This window comes from Thermofilum adornatum (assembly GCF_000446015.1).
Lineage (GTDB): Archaea > Thermoproteota > Thermoprotei > Thermofilales > Thermofilaceae > Thermofilum > Thermofilum adornatum.
This window is the reverse complement of sequence record NC_022093.1, coordinates 37991-57138: the sequence shown is the minus strand read 5'-3', so window position 1 is coordinate 57138 and position 19148 is coordinate 37991. Positions and strand designations below refer to the sequence as shown.

Sequence of the window (19148 nt, the reverse complement as noted above, 5' to 3'; positions counted from 1 at the left end):
AATAATATGGTCAGAGTGGCGCTGATTGGACAGGGATATGTGGCAACTATTTTTGCATGGGGGCTTTCGAAGATTAAGGCAGGGAAGCTTGAGCCTTCTGGGGTTCCTCTCGGGAATCTAGATCTTGGCATAGGCATCAGTGACCTCGAAATTGTGGGGAGTATCGATGTAGATGAGGAGAAGGTCGGCAAAAGCCTATATGAAGTTGCTAAAATGTATGGGCTGGAGCCCGAGCCGGAGCTTAGGGATATCTATGTCTCGCCGGGTCTAGCTCTTAGGAGTACACCCAGCTTTTTGAAGGTTAAGTCCCTCGATTCGGGCAGGAGTCTTGGAGACGCCTATGCTAAGTTCGAGGAGTGGCTAGACGATGTTAAGCCAGACGTTGTTATAGATGTTACTAGCACTGTTTACTCTGAGCCTGTACTCTCCTGGGAGGAAGCAGAGGAAAAAGCCCTCAAAGGCATCTTGCCACATTCACAGGTATATGCCTACCTGTTGCTCAGGCGCGGCAATCTTGCCCATGTTAACCTTCAGCCGGCATACGTGGCTGGGAGCCCCGGCTTTATTAAGAGAGCAGAACAAAGCAGGTCTCTCGTCCTAGGAGATGATGGGGCAACCGGAGCAACCCCTCTCACTATTGATCTTGCTGAACATCTGAAGGAGAGGAATAGGAAGATTCTCTCAATTGCGCAGTTCAATATTGGGGGCAACACTGATTTCCTCGCTCTGATGGATCCAGACAGGAACGATGCCAAGGAGAAGACAAAGTCAAGCTTCTTAAAGGATATTCTAGGCTACGACCCTCCCCACTATATTAGACCTACGGGATACCTAGAGCCGCTAGGAGACAAGAAGTTTGTTTCCATGCATATGCAGTGGATTAGCTTTGGCGGCTTCATGGACGAGCTCGTAGTAAACATGCGTATAAATGATAGCCCGGCGCTCGCAGGATACATTGTTGACCTTGCCCGTCTCGGCTTCCTCGCATTGAAGAAGGGCTTGTATGGAACCCTCCCAGAGGTTAACAGGTTCTATATGAAGCGTCCCGGCCCTATGGGTGCGAGACACGTGTCCAAAATACGGGCCTACTATGATTTGGTTGCATTTGCCGAGGAGCTGAAAAAGAAATAGAGTAAAAGAGAAAAATAATTTTTAAGGCTCCACGTAGCTTCCAGCGAAGAGGATGGCGTTTGTAGAGGGGTCTACCAGGAAGAATGCGAAGGGCCTGTCTACCCTTATTGTTTTCAGTTCTCCCGGAACAGCCGTAACCTTGATTACGATCGCTGTTGCGGCTGCCGCCTCTGTCCCGTAAAGGTCTACTTTTACCCTAGCCCTGTGGAAAACATTGCTGGCAAATGCTTTACCAGCGAGCTTGCTCGTGTCAAGCATCTCGGTGAGGTCTGCTTGGTCTGGGTCGAATACCTTCTTTATGCCCATCTGTTTCAGGAGGGGTACAAGCTCTATAATGCCGCTGTCTATGTCGAATCTGGGCAGTACGAGCTTGACTCTTTCGTCTTCTTTCTTCATAAGCTCAGTAAATATGCCTAGTAGATCTTTCTCGGAGATTTTCGTCATAAAGCTTTTCAGGTCGGCTTTCTTGGGCATTATAGCTACAAACTTTATATCTGTCCCAACGTAGCCCAGCGCAACAGCTATGTAGCTGTCAGTTTCCAACACTTTTGCATTTACTGTACCCGATAAGTATGTGGCCGTTACGGGCCCCCTAGGCGAGTTGAAAGTATCATTAAAGGTGTTTTCAAAAGGTGTTGTCCAGTTTGCCTTGAAGTAAACCGTGTTTACGAGTACTATAATCGCGGACTGGTCAAGGTGGTCTATTATCTTGTCTATGAGCCTGTATGTCTTGTCGTATACCCATAGGTTTATTCTCTTTGTGGCGTCTAAGGGCTCGCTAAAAGAGTATTCCTCTGCAAGATAATATTCCCTGAGGATATTCACGTAGGTCTGCTTTACGGGTACGCCCTCCCTTATCCAAATACTGTTCGCAATAGCTGTCCTGGCTGGTTGCTGGACACTTAGGAACCTCTGGGTGCTTGACCTAAACCATTCTCTAGCCTCAGCCTGGGAAGACAGCTGGAGAGCACCTAGCAGTTCTGACCTTGTATCCCCTGCGGATCCCTCGGTCAGCATTAACAGCGCCTGGTAGACGCTGTAAGGCGACACTGCTGTATTTTTGTCTCCAAGACCAGACAGTAGCGCGAACTTCAAGGCGAAGCCCGTGTATGACTCTACTGGGCTAGCTTTAACAGATGGAAGGCTCGGTATCTGGGTTTGGGACTGTTGCCCCCTATTTGTGAGTAACATTCCTATCCCTGTTCCTACTGCAACAAACAAAAGTAGTATGGCGGCGATCCTTACATATCTTTTTGGTTTCTGCATTTTCTGTCAAGAAATAGTTGGTAGCCCAGCCTAATTAAGCCACGTATTGGACACATGTGTTCAAGGATTTGTACAGCCCTTCATATAAGTCTTGCCAAAAAAGATAATATGCAGTTGTATAAGAAAACCTACACATGTCGAGTCCTAAAAGCCCCCCGTTTTTATACCGAGAAGAACTCCCCACAGTCCCACCTACACATGACCATTCTTCTCTTGCTGTGTACCTAGCACTAAAAGGATACCCAGAGCTGGGAGCCGACAACATCCTAAATCCTGCAACAATCGGCGAGTACTCGCGAATCGTTGGTCAAGTATGCAGGCAAGCACACCTAGAATTTCTAAGACTGGAGTCGGCTAGTAGCGAAGAAAAGCTTGCAAAGAGGGCATGGATCTACCAGCTTCTAATAGAAATAGCCCTAAACACCGCTGGACTAGAGGCCGACTGGGCAAAAATACCTGAAAAGGAACGAGTCAAGGCGCTGTCTTTTATCAGGGAGGAAGTTTCCTCACTAGAAAAAGAAGAGAGAAGTAAGGTAGCAGAGCCCGTATCCGCCAAGTACATTGTCGACCACATTCTGGGAGACATGAAGAAGGTCATGTCAAGCAACCCAAAAACAAAGAGCATGCTTGCATGGATGGCTGAAAAAATAGAGAAGAAAATTGACCCAGCATTTCCTGCATCCAGCTTCCTCTTTGAGGCTGTACGAGAACTCCAAGCCAACGCATACTACAAGATGTCTAAGCTGGGTCTATGCAGGTTCGGCAACGACTACGCCCTTGGACTGAGATGGCTCAGGCACATGGGCTTCGTCCAGGTATCCACGAATCCCGTTCTTGCAGCCGAGGCCTACAAGGACGACCCCTCTCTCTGGGACAGGTTCAAAGATTACCTCAAGAAGCACCCAGAACTAGTCGAAAACATCGAAAAAGACCCTGACGCCCTGGCCATGGCAGCTACACTGATTGCTCTATGGCCTAACATGGAGGTTTTGAGGCCAGCCGCCTATCTCTTAGACTTTCAGGACGGGATGGTCAGCTACCAGTTAAACCCAAACGTTGCTGATGATGTTGAGGGAAGCCTGAGAGACGCAATGAGGATCTACCAGCTAAGTGAAGACTACTTTAGGCGATACGACGCGTACCTGCTCTGGGGATGGCCAAGCCACTTGGAAAGAGGAAGACCCAACATCGTGTTTAAGGTCGCAGGTAGTAGCGAGGCGTCCATAGAGATAACTAGGAGGCTTGAAAGCCTCGGTATAGGCACAAACAACACAGTCACGTTTACTGTTTCCCAAGAGGTCCAGCTCATCCTAGCCAAAATAGAGGGGAGGACAGAAGCAGTGAAGAGAGGAGTTAGACTAACCAAAGTATACGAGACAAACATGGGTGGCAGGCTCGAGGCACATCTAAGAGAAGCCAAGGCGGCCGAACTAATACTAGAAGCGCTGAGAAGGCTCGAGCAGCCCGAGCAAGCCTTAGCAGAGCTGGCAAAGAGGCTCGGGGTTCCCGGGGCGGAGCCAGGCAAAACATGGCGTGCACCGACGGGCTGGGGATACAGCGTGGAGGCGTCTAGCCTGGAGGAAAAAGCCTACCTGACAGCTAGCCAGGCATACATAAGGACCCTTGCAAGCGAGGCTCTAGCCGATTTCCTACTAAAGGCAGGCACCCACGGGAAAACGCTAGAAGAGGTCATGGCCTACCTGAAGAGATACGAGGAGGCAATCAGCCTCGCAGGAACCCTTGTGGCCCAAAGAGTCTGGTGGATATTCTTCAGCGACGAAAACTATCCAAAATGGATAAGCTACCTCGTCAAGAACTACAGCATCAACCCCACGCAAGCCGAACAGGTTCTAAGAGGCATAGACGTCCTACCAGCGTCAAAGAGAAAGCCCTCCGACACATACCTAACACTAGCCAGGAGAAACATGACAAACACTGAGTTTCCCAACCACCAGCTCAACGTCCACCTAGAGTACGCCGAAAAAGGGTTAAGACTCGAGGACTACGACTGGTCAATAACCAGGAAACACAGCCCAGAAGTTCTAGAAACATTATTGACGATCGAGGACTTCAGGAAGGCCTACGAGCTCACGCCAGAACTTGCAAAGACTCTTAAAGAGGTCGGAATCTATGGGGTAGAAGAGATGGGCACAGGAGGCCTAAAGCCAAACGAGTGGGCCAGCTTCGGCTCGAGAACAAAGACAATGAAAGGCTTCACAGAGGCCTACAATGCATTCAGGGAAGAGTGCATCAGGAAAGCCCGAGAGATATTGTAAGATGTGAAAATTTAGATTAGAACGGCTTGCTAGTTTTCCGCATTTAGCACGGCAACTATCTTTGCCCTCCTGCTTTGTTGAAAGGTTTTATTTTCCTCCTTTATACTAGAAAGATTTATTTATTAGATGTTACATATTTTTACTATGCGGGTTAAAGTTACTAGGAACTTCCAGATTACTATACCAGCAGATATAAGAAGCAGGATTGGCATAAAGGAGGGAGACTACGTCGAAGTAGAGCTTGACGAAGAGGGCGGAGTAATTCTCGTGAAACCTTACAGGAGGAGGTGGACTACGCTTAGGCTCGGCAGAAGTCTAAGCCCAGAAGACATCGATGAGATAGTCAGGGAGGCTCTGGATGAGGCATCGAGTAGTAGTTGACACTAATGTTCTTGTGTATGCTACTTTCGAGGACAGCGAGCATCATAAAGAGGCTTACGCGGTACTCCAAGAAAACGAGGTAGTAGTGCCTCGCATTGTTCTCTACGAGTATCTCTGGGTACTTGCCAGGCTTACAGGTAATCCTTCTTTTTTAGAGCTCAAGATGAAGGAGTTGTCAGATTTTGAGCTTATATGTGAGGACTATGAAACTGTGCGGAGAGGCATAGGTAGAATGCTGGAAGAGGGAGCTTCGCTAGAGACGTTGAACGACTATATCGTGTTCAGTGTTGCTCTCCGTGAAGGCGCACTTGCAACTTATGACAAGAAGCTGAGAAAACTCGCCTCTAGGAGTGGGCTACACATAATACCATAACCTAGAATATTATAGAAAAAAGGATCCATTGAAGTTGCTTGCTTAACTAAGGCTTAAAAACCTGGACAATCCTATCATCGCTGACGCAAAGCCTCACCTGGTCGCCTGTCTTGACTGTGAGGAGCCTCGTAAACTCCTGGATGCCGATGTCTGGGGTCGCGTATAGTAGTCTTCCGTTAACCTCGAGAACCAAGTAGGTGTCGCCCTTGTAGACAAACTGTAGTAAGCGGGTCACGTTGCCCGCTACAACTTTGCATGTCGGATGGCTTATTTGACCTGTGCCTAAGCTGAGCGCCATTGCTAGGAAGTCTTTGTAGGACCCGTAGCTGGGCGAATACTGGTAAATGCTCATCTCGGACGGGCTTGTCGCGTTAACTAGGGCTAGACCCCAGAGGGAGACCACGTTTGTCTGGGCGTATATGGGTATAACCCATAGGTAGCCATTGGAGTAGACTAGCTGTGCGTATTTTGAGTATAGGTGTCCCCCGCTTATCGCTGGTAGCTTTGCCTGCACTAGGGACTGGACGTAGTATGGGCTGTAGATTCCCAATGTCTTGACGTCATAATAATAGACACCTGTATTGTTTGCTATGATTATCGAGACTATGCTGTTCGGGTTGTTGGGGCTAACGCCGAAATACACGCGGACAGTGTCGCCGCTTCTTCCAGGCAACAGTAGAGTCATGTTGAGCAGGTCCTGGCTGTATTGGCTCGCTGGGATCCATAGGAACCCCCTCGAGAAGAAAGAGTGGGAGACCGGCGACAGGCTAGAGAGATAGTAGAGCCACTTCCCAACGTACCAGTCTAGGTACTCCCAGTCATAGTTCTCAGGCATAGACATGTCTCCGCTGAACTGGGGAGACCTTCTCAGGTTTCCGTCCTGGTCATACACGTATACCTCGCCTGGGTACTCTGAGAGTCCCAGATTTGCAAGCCTATTCACGCATGCGGCGAAGTAGGGCTTGCCTCCATGGATGAATGGGTAGGTATTTCCTATTGGCTGGCTACTCAAGAGGAAGCTTCTCAGCTCAATGCTGTTGGTAAGCCAGAGTCCCGAGCCAACCGACATGTGGACGGGTATCGCTTTAGTCTCTCCTGTCTGGACATCTACAAGTATAAGCTTGCTAACATAGTTCTGCGCAATTGTGTTTAATGGTGTAACTGCAAATATCCAGTAAGGAGTCCCGTTTATGACCACTTCTTCCCATTCTGCTATCCTCTCGTTGGGGGAAAGCTGTGTATGCGCGACCGCATCGGCCATCGCGTGTCCAACGAGGACGACAGAGCCCGGGTTATTAAAGAGGGTCTTCAGCTCCTCTGGGGAGCCAACCCTTACAATGTTGTAGGTAGAAACCGTCAGGTACTCCCTGAAGGCTACAAGAAGAGGCAGGATTACAAACAAGAGGATTATGAACACCACGAGGATCTTCGAGTTCCTAGCAGATAGAACCAAGAGAAAGCCAAAAAAGGCTATCCAAGAGAGATAAAGTGGAGGAATGGTAGCAAATACGAATACTGCCACAAGGAAAGAAACGAGGCCCAGCAGAAAAGCGAGCAACCTGTAGTTTATGCCCCGTCTCTCAGATGCCATAATGCTCAGAGCAAGTGCTAGCAGGACTAACGGCAAGACAGAAAGCCAGCTAGAAAAGAGCATCGTGGCAACTGATACAAGTATACCGGTCCAGACGAGTATATTAGACCGAAGCACATTGCGAAGCATTTCTCCGGCAACTCTTCTCTGTGCGTTCCAATTATTCCGCCTTTTCATTTTTCTTCGACATTATATTTATGAAGAGCTATTTAAACTTGACTTTAACAATATAGACTATATTGACAACACCATTCAAACCAGCTCCTCAGGGATATTGCTGGGCTCATATGCTATTCTAGGTTTTCAGCCTGATTTCTCAAGCTGTGCAACAACGTGAGGGTATAGAAAGACATATTCTTCCTCGAATTCTTCTACCAGCCTCTTATCGATATTGGCAAGCCTATTTTTTAGTTCCTCGACGTTTTTATCACTAGAAAAAGAGAACATCACAGCTGGATGAACCCTTACACCATAGTTGAGGAGGTTCTCAAGAGCCTTTAGCTGGTAGCTGAAGAACTCGCCCCCTGCACCTGTAAGCATTTGGAACTCCTCCTCGTTTGTACCCTTAAGTGAAACCCTGACGTGGATCACTCCGAACTTTGAAAGGTCTCTCGCCTTGGACTTGTCTGCCCCGATAACGATGCCGTTCGTTTCGAGGATAAAGCGGAAGCGGCCATCCTGGTCAAAATACTCGAGAATTTTTAGCAGGTGGCTCCACGCAAGGGTCGGCTCGTTCCCAGAGACCCTAACATACCTATAATTTTTCCTTGATGCTATACCTACAAGCCTCCTGTAGACATCTTCTGGCCCGTAGTAGTCTCCATATGTCTTGAAGTTGTCCCTTGCCTTCCAGCCCCAGCAAAACACGCACCTCAAGTTACAGCCGACACAGTACGCTGTAGCGATGCCTCCATACCACTTGCCACCCCTAAACCGATAATATTTCCTCTCGTCTCCCCTCACTACATGCGCCTGAACCGCTTCTCCCAACTTTAGGGGGTCATAGCCTTGCCGAGCGTCGCTATGTGTGGACATCTACAGTTTTTCCATGCGCCTTTACCTAAAAATAGTTTGTTGCCCAGGAAGAGAAAATATAAACCCCGCCCCCCTCCTTCATGCAAGAAATGATTTACATTCAGTCGTGGGAAGGCTTCAGCCTGGAAGAAACGCTTAAACCCTCATTTATAAGGCCACTTTTTCGGCGCCGTGGATTAAAATACGTAAAGATTGCCGGGAAAGGCAAAGGAGCAAAGCTATGGCAAAACGGTGCAAACGTATACTGCGAGGACTGCGATACACTTGACCTGAGGCACTGGAGTGGACTCTGGCTCGGAAAAGAAAAAATAGTAGAGAGAGCCGGGTCACTGTTCTATGCCCATAGGGATCTAGGGCTTGCTATTAGTCCCAGCGACCGACACCTAATATTCATCGCGGTATTTTTGAGCCGCACAACCTCTTGGGAAACAAATGTCCTGAAATGGACAGAAAGGATTTTCGAAAAGGACGACATAGAAGAACTGCTCCGCTTAGATTTTACAAAGTTCGGGACAAGTTTCCAGCTAAGACAGTTGAACCGTGTCTTCAGGCAATATGTCGAAAACGTTTATCCTTTGGAAGACCCTTGGGAGGCACGAAAGGCGCTTCTGAGGCTAGACCATGTGGGACCCAAAACTGCAGATGCATACCTACTGTTTACAGGTATAGACCCCTCAGCTACGCCAATAGATAGACACGCCCTAAGAATGGCTAGACGCCTTGGAATAGCGGGAAGCCCACCAAGAAAAGAGCTGTGCACAAAGCATTCCTGCGGGGAATGCCCCGCGTACAACACTTGTTTGAGGGCTAAACTTGGCAACGAGTATGGAACAATTGCAGGCTGGGTTCAAACAGTCTTTTATCATCACAGCACGACCTACTGTTCCCGCCAAAAATGTAGAGAATGTCCCTTTGTAGGGCATTGTCGGGAAAATTGGCACAGATAAGATAATTAAATGTCTCTAAATATAAGACCCCGTGGGGTAAATGTCTAGGATTGTATCGCTTGCATTGATCGCTGTAATAATTATAGCGATGGCTATAGCATATGGCTATCCCTCTGTCTCTCCACAGAACAAGCCAAAAAAGCTACTTATCTATTACGGCTACCCGAGCCTCTTCAACGGTAGCACTACTATACAGGGCGCTGCAAGACTCTTCGACAAATACGACATTGTAGTTCTAGGAGCGGGGCTAGAGTCGCCTGAACATCCAGACCACCTTAACGCATTGAAGATTATCCAGAGATCAAGGGCGACTTTCTACGGATATGTGCAGTCTACTTTGCCACTAGACGAAGCAAAGAAAAGGATAGACCTGTGGACAGACATGGGCGTAGCTGGCATATTCCTCGACGAGTTCGGCTTCGACTATCTAGTGGGAAGAGTCGCCTCGAACAAGCAGCAGGCTAGGCTACACCAGAAAGAGCTCATAGACTACGTCAAGAGCAAGAACATGAGGGTAGCGATAAACTTCTGGAACCCAGATGACGTCTTCGGCCCTGTAGGAGGCGTCTCTCTTAATCTCTCAGGCGTGGAGATAGTGATTGAAAGCGCGGTCTACGGTTATGGGGAGAAGAAGTGGGAATACATCGACCACTACTACAAGATGGCAAGCGCCGCCAAAGCTGTTAATGCGTCTACGTGGTGCATAGTATCCACAAAGGCCTCTACGAGTCCCCTCAACAAGATGATTGGCTACGATGCCTTAACCTACATATATGGGGGATGCGACGCGGTAGCGATACAGGAAGACTACGGAGAGGACAGCAACGTATTTTACCCGTTCTCTGAGCCTTCTAACGCATCCATGTACTTTCTCGGCGTAAACGTGCCCCTATGGGGAGACTTCCCAAAGGGGTGGCTCGAAAACCTCCTAGACCAACTCAAGGACATAGGATTCAACAGTGTCCAGTACACAGTCTACTATGAGATGGACTCTCCGGTGTTTAGCGTTATCCACACCTCCAGTGTAACAGTCCCAGACGACCAGCTTGGCTACGCTATAGACGCTGCTAAACAGAGGGGATTCAAGGTCTTCCTAAGAATAGGGTTAAACGTCAAAAATAGCTGGAGCGGAGAGGTAAACCCGCTAAATAGGGACTTCTGGTTCAAGAGCTACGAGGCTATACTCCTCAAGTATGCGGAAATAGCTCAAGAAAAAAGCGTAGATGCCTATATCATTGGGACAGAGCTCTCCATGCTACAGGCCGACCCCAGCTGGCGCCCCCTCATCTTAAAGGTCAAAGCAAAATATAGTGGACCAATAAGCTATTCTGCCAACTGGGGACACGAGGCCACGATATTTACCGACATGCTTGACTTCATAGGTGTAGATGCGTATTACCCAATCCTGAATATTACGAGCTGGGACATCGTGCACGAGACAAGAATAGAGCCACTGGTGTTCCTCTACGGGAAACCAGTCGTATTCCTAGAGATAGGGTACAGGAGCGTGGAAAACCCAGGTCTCCAGCCGTGGGACTGGCAGAGAAGAGGGAAACCAGACCAAGAGGCCCAGGCAAGCTTGTGGGAGATATTCTTCTTGAAGGAGTCGCGAAGAATAAACGGCTTCTTCTACTGGGACGAGGGCTCCTGGAAAGAGGACGAGACAGGCTACAACGTCTTAGGTAAACTTGCAGAAAAAGTCTTCAGGAAATATGTGCCGCTTCTTTCAATCCAACAACAGCTAGAAAGCAAAAAATGCATAAACGAGACCGAGCTCCAAGCCTACAAAACATTCCTACAGTCCTGCATAGAGAACGCTACAAAATACATTCTGGACGCAGAAACATACAAGTCACTCTACGAGTCGTGCCTCCAGAACTGTACATACCTACAGACAAGGCTCTCACAAGTGATAAACGACTATATGGACACAATGGAGACACTGCTCAAACTCCAAGCCCAGTACAAGGAACTGGCCGTAAAGCTTTCACGGACAGAAACAGCTCTGGGCTACTCTATTGCAATAAACATACTACTAGTAGTACTTCTTCTCTTTGTTTCCCTTTTGTATATCAGATCCAAGAGACAAAATAAAAACGAAAGGGAGAAAACTTCACAGGAAAAGGCTGAACAGCAATTGAGCTAAGGAAACGGCAAAAAGTTAGCCATATAACTCCTTAAATATTAGAGTGTATGGTGCAAAACATGCCGAACGCACTCGTGACGGGAGCATCTTCAGGCATAGGCCGAGCACTCGCGGTAAGGCTACTCGACAAAGGCTACACGGTTCTAGGCATAGGCAGAAACGAGGAGCAGCTCAAGGAACTAGCGTCAAAATATACGGGCTTTACTTATATGGTCGCTGACCTTTCGAACCCGGAGAACATCGAGAAGATTAAAAACAAAGTTGCAAGTAGCTTTTCTCCTCTAGACCTGCTAGTCAACAATGCAGGCTACGGCCAGAAGAAGAAGATAACAGAAATGGCACAGCAAGAAATAACAAGCATGGTCAATGTCAACTTTGTAGCCCCGCTTCTCCTAATCAACAGCCTTCTCCCCTACATGCCGCAGGGCTCTACAGTTGTAAATGTTGTCACGGCGGGCATATTCGTATTGATGAGACAGCTTCCCCTCTACGGAGCCACAAAGATAGCCCTGCACTACGCCTCGAAAGCCCTAAGAAACGAGCTCCGACAGAAAGGGATAAACCTCGTACAAGTCTACCCCGGACTAATAAACACGAACTTCCACCCGAGAGCTGGCCTCCCAGAGGCGACCAGGGGAGAGCCGCCTGAGAAAGTTGCAGACGCAATAATAAGGGCAATAGAGAAAAAGAAAAAGGAGGTCTTTGTCCCAGGATACCTGGCCATACTAAAGATCTTTGGGCCACAACTCCCAGAAGTATTCTAACAGAAGACTGCCCTGATAAGATAGGAAAGACATAAATCTTATTCGTAACTATTCTTCACGGCAAAATGCAAAAAACAGTCTACATACCCGAAAAAATACTCCGCGAAATAGAGAAAAGAGGGCTAAACATAACAGACCTCATATTTTCCACGCTGAAGACAGACCCAGAAGTTGCACTAGAAGCCAGACTCGAAATGGCTGAAAATTATCTCCGGGAAGCCGAAGAATATATCTCCAAAAACGACCCAATACAAGCCTCCGAAAAGCTGTATAAGGCCGTAGAGGAATCCATCAAGACGCTAGCCCAACTCTTTGACACGCCAGAGTACCAAACAGCCACAAAAGAGGGAAGATGGTGGACACAGCTCCTCGGCAAAGCCGCCCGCAGGCTTTCAAGACTTTTAGACGAGCCTAGGCTTGAATACGTCTGGGCAATTGCATACGATATACACGTATGGGGCTTCCACGAGGCGAAGTATAGCACAGAAGACATAAGAGGCAACCTCGACCATGCAAAGTGGTTGCTGAACTATGTGAAAGAAATACTCAGCAAGAACAAAAAGCCGTGACCACCAATTGGAATCCGGCTTCACTTAATAATTTCGTGCATCTCCTTTTAGCCCTGAGGTAATTGGGTCAACCTCTTAAGAGTGGTCCTATTGTGACTAGGTAGTGTCCCGGAGGCAAATAGTATATTTTCAGTGTGTATTTGGCACAGTAGCCACACGTCCCATTGAGGCTTGGAACGAGTTCAAGCCTGTAGTAGGCAGATGTCTCGGTCATGTTTATTGGTACGGGTTTCACGGTGTAGCACTTGTCGCCTGGAAGCGGCATTGTCACGTTTATGTATGCGGTGCCCATCTCCATACTTGTCTTCATCGTCACCTCACAGATGCTGGAATAGTTGTTTCTGTCTATGTAGCTGGTTGAAACGACAAGATTGGCTGGCAGTGATGGCTTAGCCGTTACATTGGAGTCGGGCCCGCTTACAACTTCTAGCTTGAGGAAGTAGTTGTACGGGCTGTACGTGTACTGCTTCGTCCGATTTACTGGAGGAATGCTGGTGGTCTTGTTGGTTCCCTCGTTTCTTGTAACGTTTAGCTGGCTACCGGCAGATGTATTGTTGACTTTGGAGGTAGCATTTCTCTCGGGGCTAGTGGTCTGTGTGGTATTCTCTGTGCTTGTAGCGGGAGAAGGTGTAGGGGCAATCTTTTTCTCGGGTTTAACGTATCCCAGCAACGTGTAGACTAGGACAAGGTTAGCTATAGCTAGAGCAAGCACGGCAACGATGAGGACAGTTTCCCTAGAGCTAGCCATATGTAAAAAAGAAGGGGAGTCGATAATATATCCAGCGGCTTCACGAGAATAGAGAGACTACGTCAACCTTTCTTCAGGCGTGATAATAGCATGGCAAAGTGCCTCCTAAACCAGGAGTCCAACAAGTATACGATAGCAAAGTATATGGCCCCCGCAAGGGTCACGGCAAGTAGCGCCTCTCTTATCTTGAGAGGATTTATGAGCCACGCAACGGTCGCCGCTGGAAGCGATCCCACGAGATACTTGAGAACGATTGCCCCCATCTTTCTATAGTCTACAAGTTTGCGGGTCCATATGGCCAGCACAATAAGTACCGCGATGTCTCCCATTAGCCAGGCGCCCCTTGCAAATAAGGCTGCCCTCAGCGGGTCCCTTATCGCTGTAACTACCCCGATGAGAATTGGGAACCCGACCGCTAGCCTTAGGTAACCAAGCATGAACACCTTGAATATCCGCGATCGAGCTACTTCTCTCAGTGGTTTACCCTCTATGTCAGCCCTCTCTATCCCCTGCAACGCGTCGCCTAGGGCACCACTAATGCTTCCAATCAGGGCCGAGAAAGATGCGAGCCTGAGAACGTCACCGGCAACGGCATACTCAGGCCTAAACAGGTACAGGAGGTTCGGGGCGAGGAACAGTACGCCTACAAGTGAAGGGACACCTAATAGAAGGACAAGCCTCAGCGACTCCTCTATACTCCTCAAATGGACATGTTTCTCGTCTGTCTGCAACATCGTGGGAAGAAGCCCCCTCGCGAGGACATAGGAATAAGCGACGAGGTTCGAGAAAGTGTTTACGACTGTATAGTATGCCACTGCAAGGTTTCCTATGACATATGAGATGAGCGGCACGTCGAGGCTCGCAATAAGAGAAGCGGGCTGGGTCAAAACGTTAAATACCGAGAAGGACAAAATCTTCCCCACAACTTCTTTCCTCGGCCTCACAGAGAAGTCTCTCCTCATAGATACGAATAGATACACAAACTGGGAAATGTGGCCGCCAAGAACTGCCAGCAGAGCCGTGTTCAGAGTTATCCTCCCAGCCAGCCAAAAGGCACCTGCAACGACGATTTTACCCGTCTCGAAGAGAAACTCCGATATGGCGGCCCTTGAAGGGTTGACGGCGTAGAGGCTCGCATAAATAGTCGAGTTCAGATAAATGACTGGCACATAGAAAAGAATAATGAAGAGTGAAGACGCGGGGACGCTGAACTCAATAGCTATCCTATCCATCAGCACTAGGAGAGCGCCCGCACCCACAAGCGTAAAAATGAGGGAAAGCACTAAGCCGCTAGTAGTAGCCTCCACTACCCCCCTAGCCCTGAGCCTCGTAACCCAGTAATTCGTAAAAGTAGCTAGACAAGCATATGTAAGGATAGAAGACAAGACACTCCAGGCGCCGAACTCTTCGGGTGAGAGATTCCTCGTGACCAGCAATATAAAGAGGAAGCCGACAACAGTGCTGTATATCCTCTCTGCATAAAAGAGGAGACCAGAAGTCTTCAGCCCCAAGCCCTTCACCCAGTCGACATGTACAGGAGAACACCCGCGATGCTCTTGAGGTCGAGAGTCTCCTTACCCAGCAATCCAAGATACTCCTCAGGCCTCATAAACACAGTCCTAAGCACTTCCCCCTCTTCGGGACGCGACTGGCCCTCCACCAGACCGTCAGCCCTAACCACACTTATAACCTCGTCACTATAGCCGGGCGCCACATAGAAGCTCCCCAGAACCCTAAGCGACCCAGCCCTAAACCCAGTCTCCTCAACCAGCTCCCTACCAGCAGCCTCCAACAGGTCTTCTCCGGGCTCCACCCTCCCAGCAGGCAACTCGAGAACCCAACCAGCAATAGAGGCGCGCCACTGCCTGACAAACACAATTCTCCCATCACCAAGCACCGGGACAATCACCACACTAGACCCAAATACAACGAGGTCTTTCTCAAACGTTTTCCCATCGGCCTCAACTATTCTACGATAGAGCTTGACACGCCTCCCAGAAGCAAGCAAAACGTCCCGCAAGATCTTCGGATCTCCAGACACCAACACCACCCCTCAGGACACCAGCCTAAAGAAACCCCTAAAGACTTATACTTTTCCATACAATGGCAAGCATCTAGAGCTCAAAAATAAAACACAGTCCAAACTCATTCTCAGTCCTAGTTCTAACTTCCCCCTGAAACAACAAGTCATTTAACACATTCTCTCTTTTACACCTTCAATTCTTTCTTAGTTGCATCTTTCATAAATAACTTTTAGTTCATACACTGGGAAGAATAGACAAGATTATAGCTATTGTTGAAGAGGGTAGTCTTGTGAAGACTAATGATTGTTCTGGCCTCTGGGGCAGGGATACCGAGAATGAGGATGATGTGTTTTTGTTGAGGTTTCGTCCCATGGCTTTCACGATTGGGACTTGGGCAAGTTCAAAGCAAAATGTAGGCTTTTAATGAATCTACGTCTTGATTGGCGGGCCGTTTGTTGTCAAGAAGTTGCTTGCCTTATCAGCAAAGACCAATTTCTTCATTTTTCTGTTTGACGTGCATTCATCATCGTTTTTTATGCGGCGGGCCTAGGTATTTAAGTCTAGGTCTTTGCTTTCCGCCTGCGCACCACGAGGTAGGCAATCCCGGAGACGGCCGAGAGGATTCCGGCATATATTGGTATCTTGTTCCTGTTCAAGAACTCTACGTAGCCGATCAACGAGTCGTCTCCCTGGGCTGACCACTTCTCGTAGAGCTTCGCCGCGAGGACGTTTAGTGGGTCGAGGTTGCTACCCTTTTCCAGCTCCCTGTAGAGGCTTACCGCGCGTGCAACCTTGTCCCACCTGCCCGTGACTGTCGCGATGCTTATTTCCTTGGCGAGGTTCTCTGAGGATGATAGCTTCCTCGATATGTTTAGGGCTTCGAGATAGAGGTTGGCGGGCACGAGGAAAGCCTTTACAGTTGTCTCGTTGCTTACGCCCATGTACTCGACCCTTAGCTGGAAAATCTTCTCACCCGTGTCGGGGACATAGACCTCGCTTTCACCATTTACGGTGACTTTTCCCGGGACAAGTGTGCCGTTGGAGAACTTGGCCTCCCCCCTGACTGTCCCGTTGCCTATTACTGGCTCGGCCCCCATGTAGCCTAGTTGCCCTGCTAAGTAGAGGTTGAGGACGTCCCAGTAGACAGTTGCCTGGTCTGTGTAGTTGAGGACTTGTGCCTTGACTGTTAGCGTGCAGGGCTCTGCGAAGCCCAAGCTGATTGTGCTGTTTGCCGGCACCTTTTTGAATGTGGACAGGCCGCACCCAGCAAGTGTCAGGTTTATGCTTGCCGGTATCCTAGGATAGATAAAGAGGTAGGCCGTAATCGTGGTATTGGTTCCGAGGAGCCTAAACCTGTCCGCAGAGACTTTGACTCCGTTTATGCTTACATAGAGGAAAATTGTCTCGTTTCTGGCGAACCATGCTTCCCCACGGAGGACGTATGCTCCCGGAGCCTTTGGCACAGTGCTCAGCTTTACGGTAGAGATGTTTTTCTCGGCGTCGAAGAGGGCTTCACCTATCGTGGTGCCGTTTAGCAGTATCTTTACCCTTGCCTTTACAGTGGCGTTTGTATTTATGCTCAGTGAATAGTTCACTAGGTAGGGGCGCAGGACAATTTCTGGAGCATAGACTTTAAGTATCACGGGAGGCATCCCGATTTCCCTCTTCTCGAAGCCTGTGTCCAGCACTAGTGTCTTGTTTCCGGCCGGAAGGTCATAGGAGATTTCAAAGCTCTCGTTCGAGACTATTCGCCCCAACACGAGGTACCTGTGTGACCCACTTACGCTTACCTGCAAGACGACGTTGCTCCCATTGTCGGTCACTGTCCACTTCTTTAGTGAGACCTGTATCTTGGGTAGCCAGATCCTGACCTTTGTGGCCCAGGCAGGGTTATTGTTTGCTACGAGTGTATATGTGTCTGCCGTGGTCCTGGTAAGGTTTAGGGTGTTGCTTAGCGAAGCCGTCTCGCCGCACTTAAACACCTTGCCGCCCACCTCTGTCCCGTTTACCTTTAGCTGTATCCTGTAGTCTACAGGGAAGCTTGGGCATTGCCCGCTGACCGTTAGTGTTGCTTGTAGGCTTGCAGTGAACCACAGGGGCGCCACGATTTGGGGTGAAGCCTGTAGCACCACATTTGGGGATGGAATACTGAAGGCCAATGTTCCAACAGTATAGGTCGAGAGCTTGACCTGGAGGCTTCCAGAAGTGCCCTTGATGTCTATGCTTTGTGTTATCCCGGCGGGCTGGACGGCTACCTGTATGTTTGTTTTGTCAATGGATGTGTCATAGCTCGCCGAGAGGATGCTTATCGAAGCTGGCTTAACCTGGAAGCTTGTTGAAAGCTTGTCGTTTGGGCCCGTGTATAGATAGATGTACCCGTCTCCCTGCGAGACAAATCCGTTCACATTGAAGCTGAATTGAAGCGTGCTTTGGCCCGGCGGAAAAGTTACAGTCATGTTGGGGTTTTGGAACGCTAGGACAGGCGTTGAGCCGTTCATGGGCGAAACGGCGGCGACATTTGTCTCTATGGATACCTGGCTGGGGTTATTTATCGAGAGGACAATGAACCCGTAGCCGTTGCCAGTCAAGTAAAGGGGTGTCTGTGTTACCCATGAGAGGGTGGGCTTGTTCAATGCAAGGTCAAAGCTGTAGGTGTCTGACCAATAGGACACGTCTATGTGGAAGCTTCCCCAGGTTACATTGCTAAATGTGACAGTGGCCTGGCCGTTGCTTGCCTGGACGCTTTGGCCGTTAACCGTGACTGTCCCGGTGACTGGCTGGTTCGCGTATGTTATCGAGAGTTGGAGCGTGAGGGTGCCGGAAAGCGGCTTATATACTCCACTGACGACCCGAGCTATGAGTGGAGGCGAATAGGTTACCGTGACCTGAGAGGTGATGCTAGAGGTAGACGGGTTTACTATTGCCAATATGAGGGAACTGTTGGAAACATAGAAGGGCTGGCTCAACTGTAGATTGCTCTTCACGTTTCCAGTAGCCGTAATGGCAACTGTTCCTGGGGCTGGTAGCGTTATCTTGTAGTATGCGGCGCTCAGCCCATCGAGGGACAGGCTCGTTGTCCAAGAGTTGCCCGTAAGGGTCGCGGTCTGGTAGCTTGGATAGTAGGTTTTTCCACATATGCCTATTCCCTTGGTTATGGCCAGCAAGAAGGATACATAGTTTGAATTGACCCAGTCAGAGTTCGTGGTGCTCCCCGAGAAGCTTCCCGAAAGCGTGCCTGGCACTGATGCGGCTCCACTTTTGATAAGCCAGTAGTAGAGTGCCCCATACGCGTAGGACTGCGTGTTTCCATCGCTGTAGCTGTACGGATTAGTTGTGTAGAGGGAATAGGAGAAGTACCACGGCTCCCATCCGCAAACCCCAGAGAGCGCGCTTGAGACGCCTTCTGCGTTTGCCTCGACATACCAGGGGTAGCTACTTACAACTGATATGTACTGGTAGTATGAAGCCTGGGCAAGGTGCACCATCTCGTGGTAAGCAATATGGTTCAACGTTGAGCCGCTTAGACCAGTAGCCATCAGTATGTAGGATATGCAGGCCTTGGTAATCCTTCCCGTCGATGGATCATAGAGAAAGCTTGACCTAACTTCTCCTCCTTCGCCGCTAAGATTCACTATCGTTACATTGTATTTTGTTCCACTACACGGCGGGGCCAGGCTAGCCCCCGCACCAATAAGTGAAGAGTATCCCGATTCAAGAGCATTTGCAATGCTCTGTGCATACGCTAGTCCAGCGCCTGCCTTGTCGTATACATCGAAGTGTGTAGAGCTATAGGTTGGCTGTGCGAGAAGGGTAACGGCAACTAAGTTTAAAGCCAGAACAATGATTAATAATGAAAGCTTTCCCCGCATAGCCACGAAACATCATATTAGACAATAT

Annotated in this window: 15 protein-coding genes; 8 read left to right on the top strand and 7 right to left on the bottom strand. The window is 49.0% G+C overall.

Features of this window, described 5'->3' with window-relative positions:
* The first annotated feature begins 6 nt into the window (after positions 1 to 6).
* A complete protein-coding gene (locus tag N186_RS00310) occupies positions 7 to 1131 on the top strand; it encodes an inositol-3-phosphate synthase (RefSeq protein ID WP_020961760.1) in 1125 nt (374 codons plus the stop codon).
* Positions 1132 to 1152: 21 nt separating this feature from the next.
* Here N186_RS00310 and N186_RS00305 read toward each other — a convergent pair whose 3' ends face one another.
* Positions 1153 to 2397, bottom strand: a complete 1245-nt coding sequence (locus tag N186_RS00305; protein ID WP_020961759.1) for a serpin family protein — start codon at positions 2395 to 2397, stop codon at positions 1153 to 1155.
* 134 nt (positions 2398 to 2531) lie between these two features.
* On the opposite strand from N186_RS00305, the gene N186_RS00300 reads away from it, so the two are divergent.
* The 3 genes from N186_RS00300 to N186_RS00290 all read left to right on the top strand — a co-directional run bounded on the left by N186_RS00300 (position 2532) and on the right by N186_RS00290 (position 5427).
* Complete coding sequence (locus tag N186_RS00300) at positions 2532 to 4673, top strand: transaldolase family protein (RefSeq protein WP_020961758.1); 2142 nt, start codon at positions 2532 to 2534, stop codon at positions 4671 to 4673.
* Positions 4674 to 4817: 144 nt separating this feature from the next.
* A complete protein-coding gene (locus tag N186_RS00295; RefSeq protein WP_020961757.1) occupies positions 4818 to 5054 on the top strand; it encodes an AbrB/MazE/SpoVT family DNA-binding domain-containing protein in 237 nt (78 codons plus the stop codon).
* Complete coding sequence (locus N186_RS00290; protein ID WP_052885479.1) at positions 5032 to 5427, top strand: PIN domain-containing protein; 396 nt, start codon at positions 5032 to 5034, stop codon at positions 5425 to 5427. Before N186_RS00295 ends, N186_RS00290 begins: the two co-directional genes overlap by 23 nt.
* A gap of 46 nt (positions 5428 to 5473) precedes the next feature.
* On the opposite strand, the gene N186_RS00285 is transcribed toward N186_RS00290, so the two are convergent.
* Both N186_RS00285 and N186_RS00280 read right to left on the bottom strand, forming a co-directional pair.
* Positions 5474 to 7195: a hypothetical protein gene (locus N186_RS00285; RefSeq protein ID WP_052886974.1), complete on the bottom strand. Its 1722-nt coding sequence runs from the start codon at positions 7193 to 7195 to the stop codon at positions 5474 to 5476.
* Between the two features lie 126 nt (positions 7196 to 7321).
* Complete coding sequence (locus N186_RS00280; RefSeq protein ID WP_020961754.1) at positions 7322 to 8053, bottom strand: radical SAM protein; 732 nt, start codon at positions 8051 to 8053, stop codon at positions 7322 to 7324.
* Between the two features lie 89 nt (positions 8054 to 8142).
* Between N186_RS00280 and N186_RS00275 the strand changes: the two genes are divergently transcribed.
* The 4 genes from N186_RS00275 to N186_RS00260 all read left to right on the top strand — a co-directional run bounded on the left by N186_RS00275 (position 8143) and on the right by N186_RS00260 (position 12479).
* Entirely contained in the window at positions 8143 to 9000 is an 858-nt protein-coding gene (locus N186_RS00275) for an endonuclease III domain-containing protein (protein WP_020961753.1), read from the top strand.
* 40 nt (positions 9001 to 9040) lie between these two features.
* Positions 9041 to 11146 (top strand): glycoside hydrolase family 113, encoded by a 2106-nt coding sequence (locus N186_RS00270; protein ID WP_020961752.1) that lies wholly within the window; start codon positions 9041 to 9043, stop codon positions 11144 to 11146.
* A 59-nt stretch (positions 11147 to 11205) separates the two neighbouring features.
* On the top strand, positions 11206 to 11910 hold the full coding sequence (locus N186_RS00265) for an SDR family NAD(P)-dependent oxidoreductase (protein ID WP_020961751.1): 705 nt from the start codon (positions 11206 to 11208) through the stop codon (positions 11908 to 11910).
* 65 nt (positions 11911 to 11975) lie between these two features.
* Complete coding sequence (locus N186_RS00260) at positions 11976 to 12479, top strand: PaREP1 family protein (protein WP_020961750.1); 504 nt, start codon at positions 11976 to 11978, stop codon at positions 12477 to 12479.
* Positions 12480 to 12546: 67 nt separating this feature from the next.
* On the opposite strand, the gene N186_RS00255 is transcribed toward N186_RS00260, so the two are convergent.
* From N186_RS00255 to N186_RS00240, 4 genes are all read right to left on the bottom strand, one after another.
* Positions 12547 to 13227 (bottom strand): hypothetical protein, encoded by a 681-nt coding sequence (locus tag N186_RS00255; RefSeq protein ID WP_020961749.1) that lies wholly within the window; start codon positions 13225 to 13227, stop codon positions 12547 to 12549.
* A gap of 62 nt (positions 13228 to 13289) precedes the next feature.
* Entirely contained in the window at positions 13290 to 14738 is a 1449-nt protein-coding gene (locus N186_RS00250; protein ID WP_148681920.1) for an MATE family efflux transporter, read from the bottom strand.
* A gap of 5 nt (positions 14739 to 14743) precedes the next feature.
* Positions 14744 to 15268: an NUDIX hydrolase gene (locus tag N186_RS00245; RefSeq protein WP_020961747.1), complete on the bottom strand. Its 525-nt coding sequence runs from the start codon at positions 15266 to 15268 to the stop codon at positions 14744 to 14746.
* Between the two features lie 543 nt (positions 15269 to 15811).
* The gene (locus N186_RS00240) at positions 15812 to 19126 is read right to left on the bottom strand and encodes a hypothetical protein (protein WP_148681919.1); all 3315 of its coding nucleotides are present in this window, start codon (positions 19124 to 19126) and stop codon (positions 15812 to 15814) included.
* Positions 19127 to 19148: the final 22 nt, after the last annotated feature.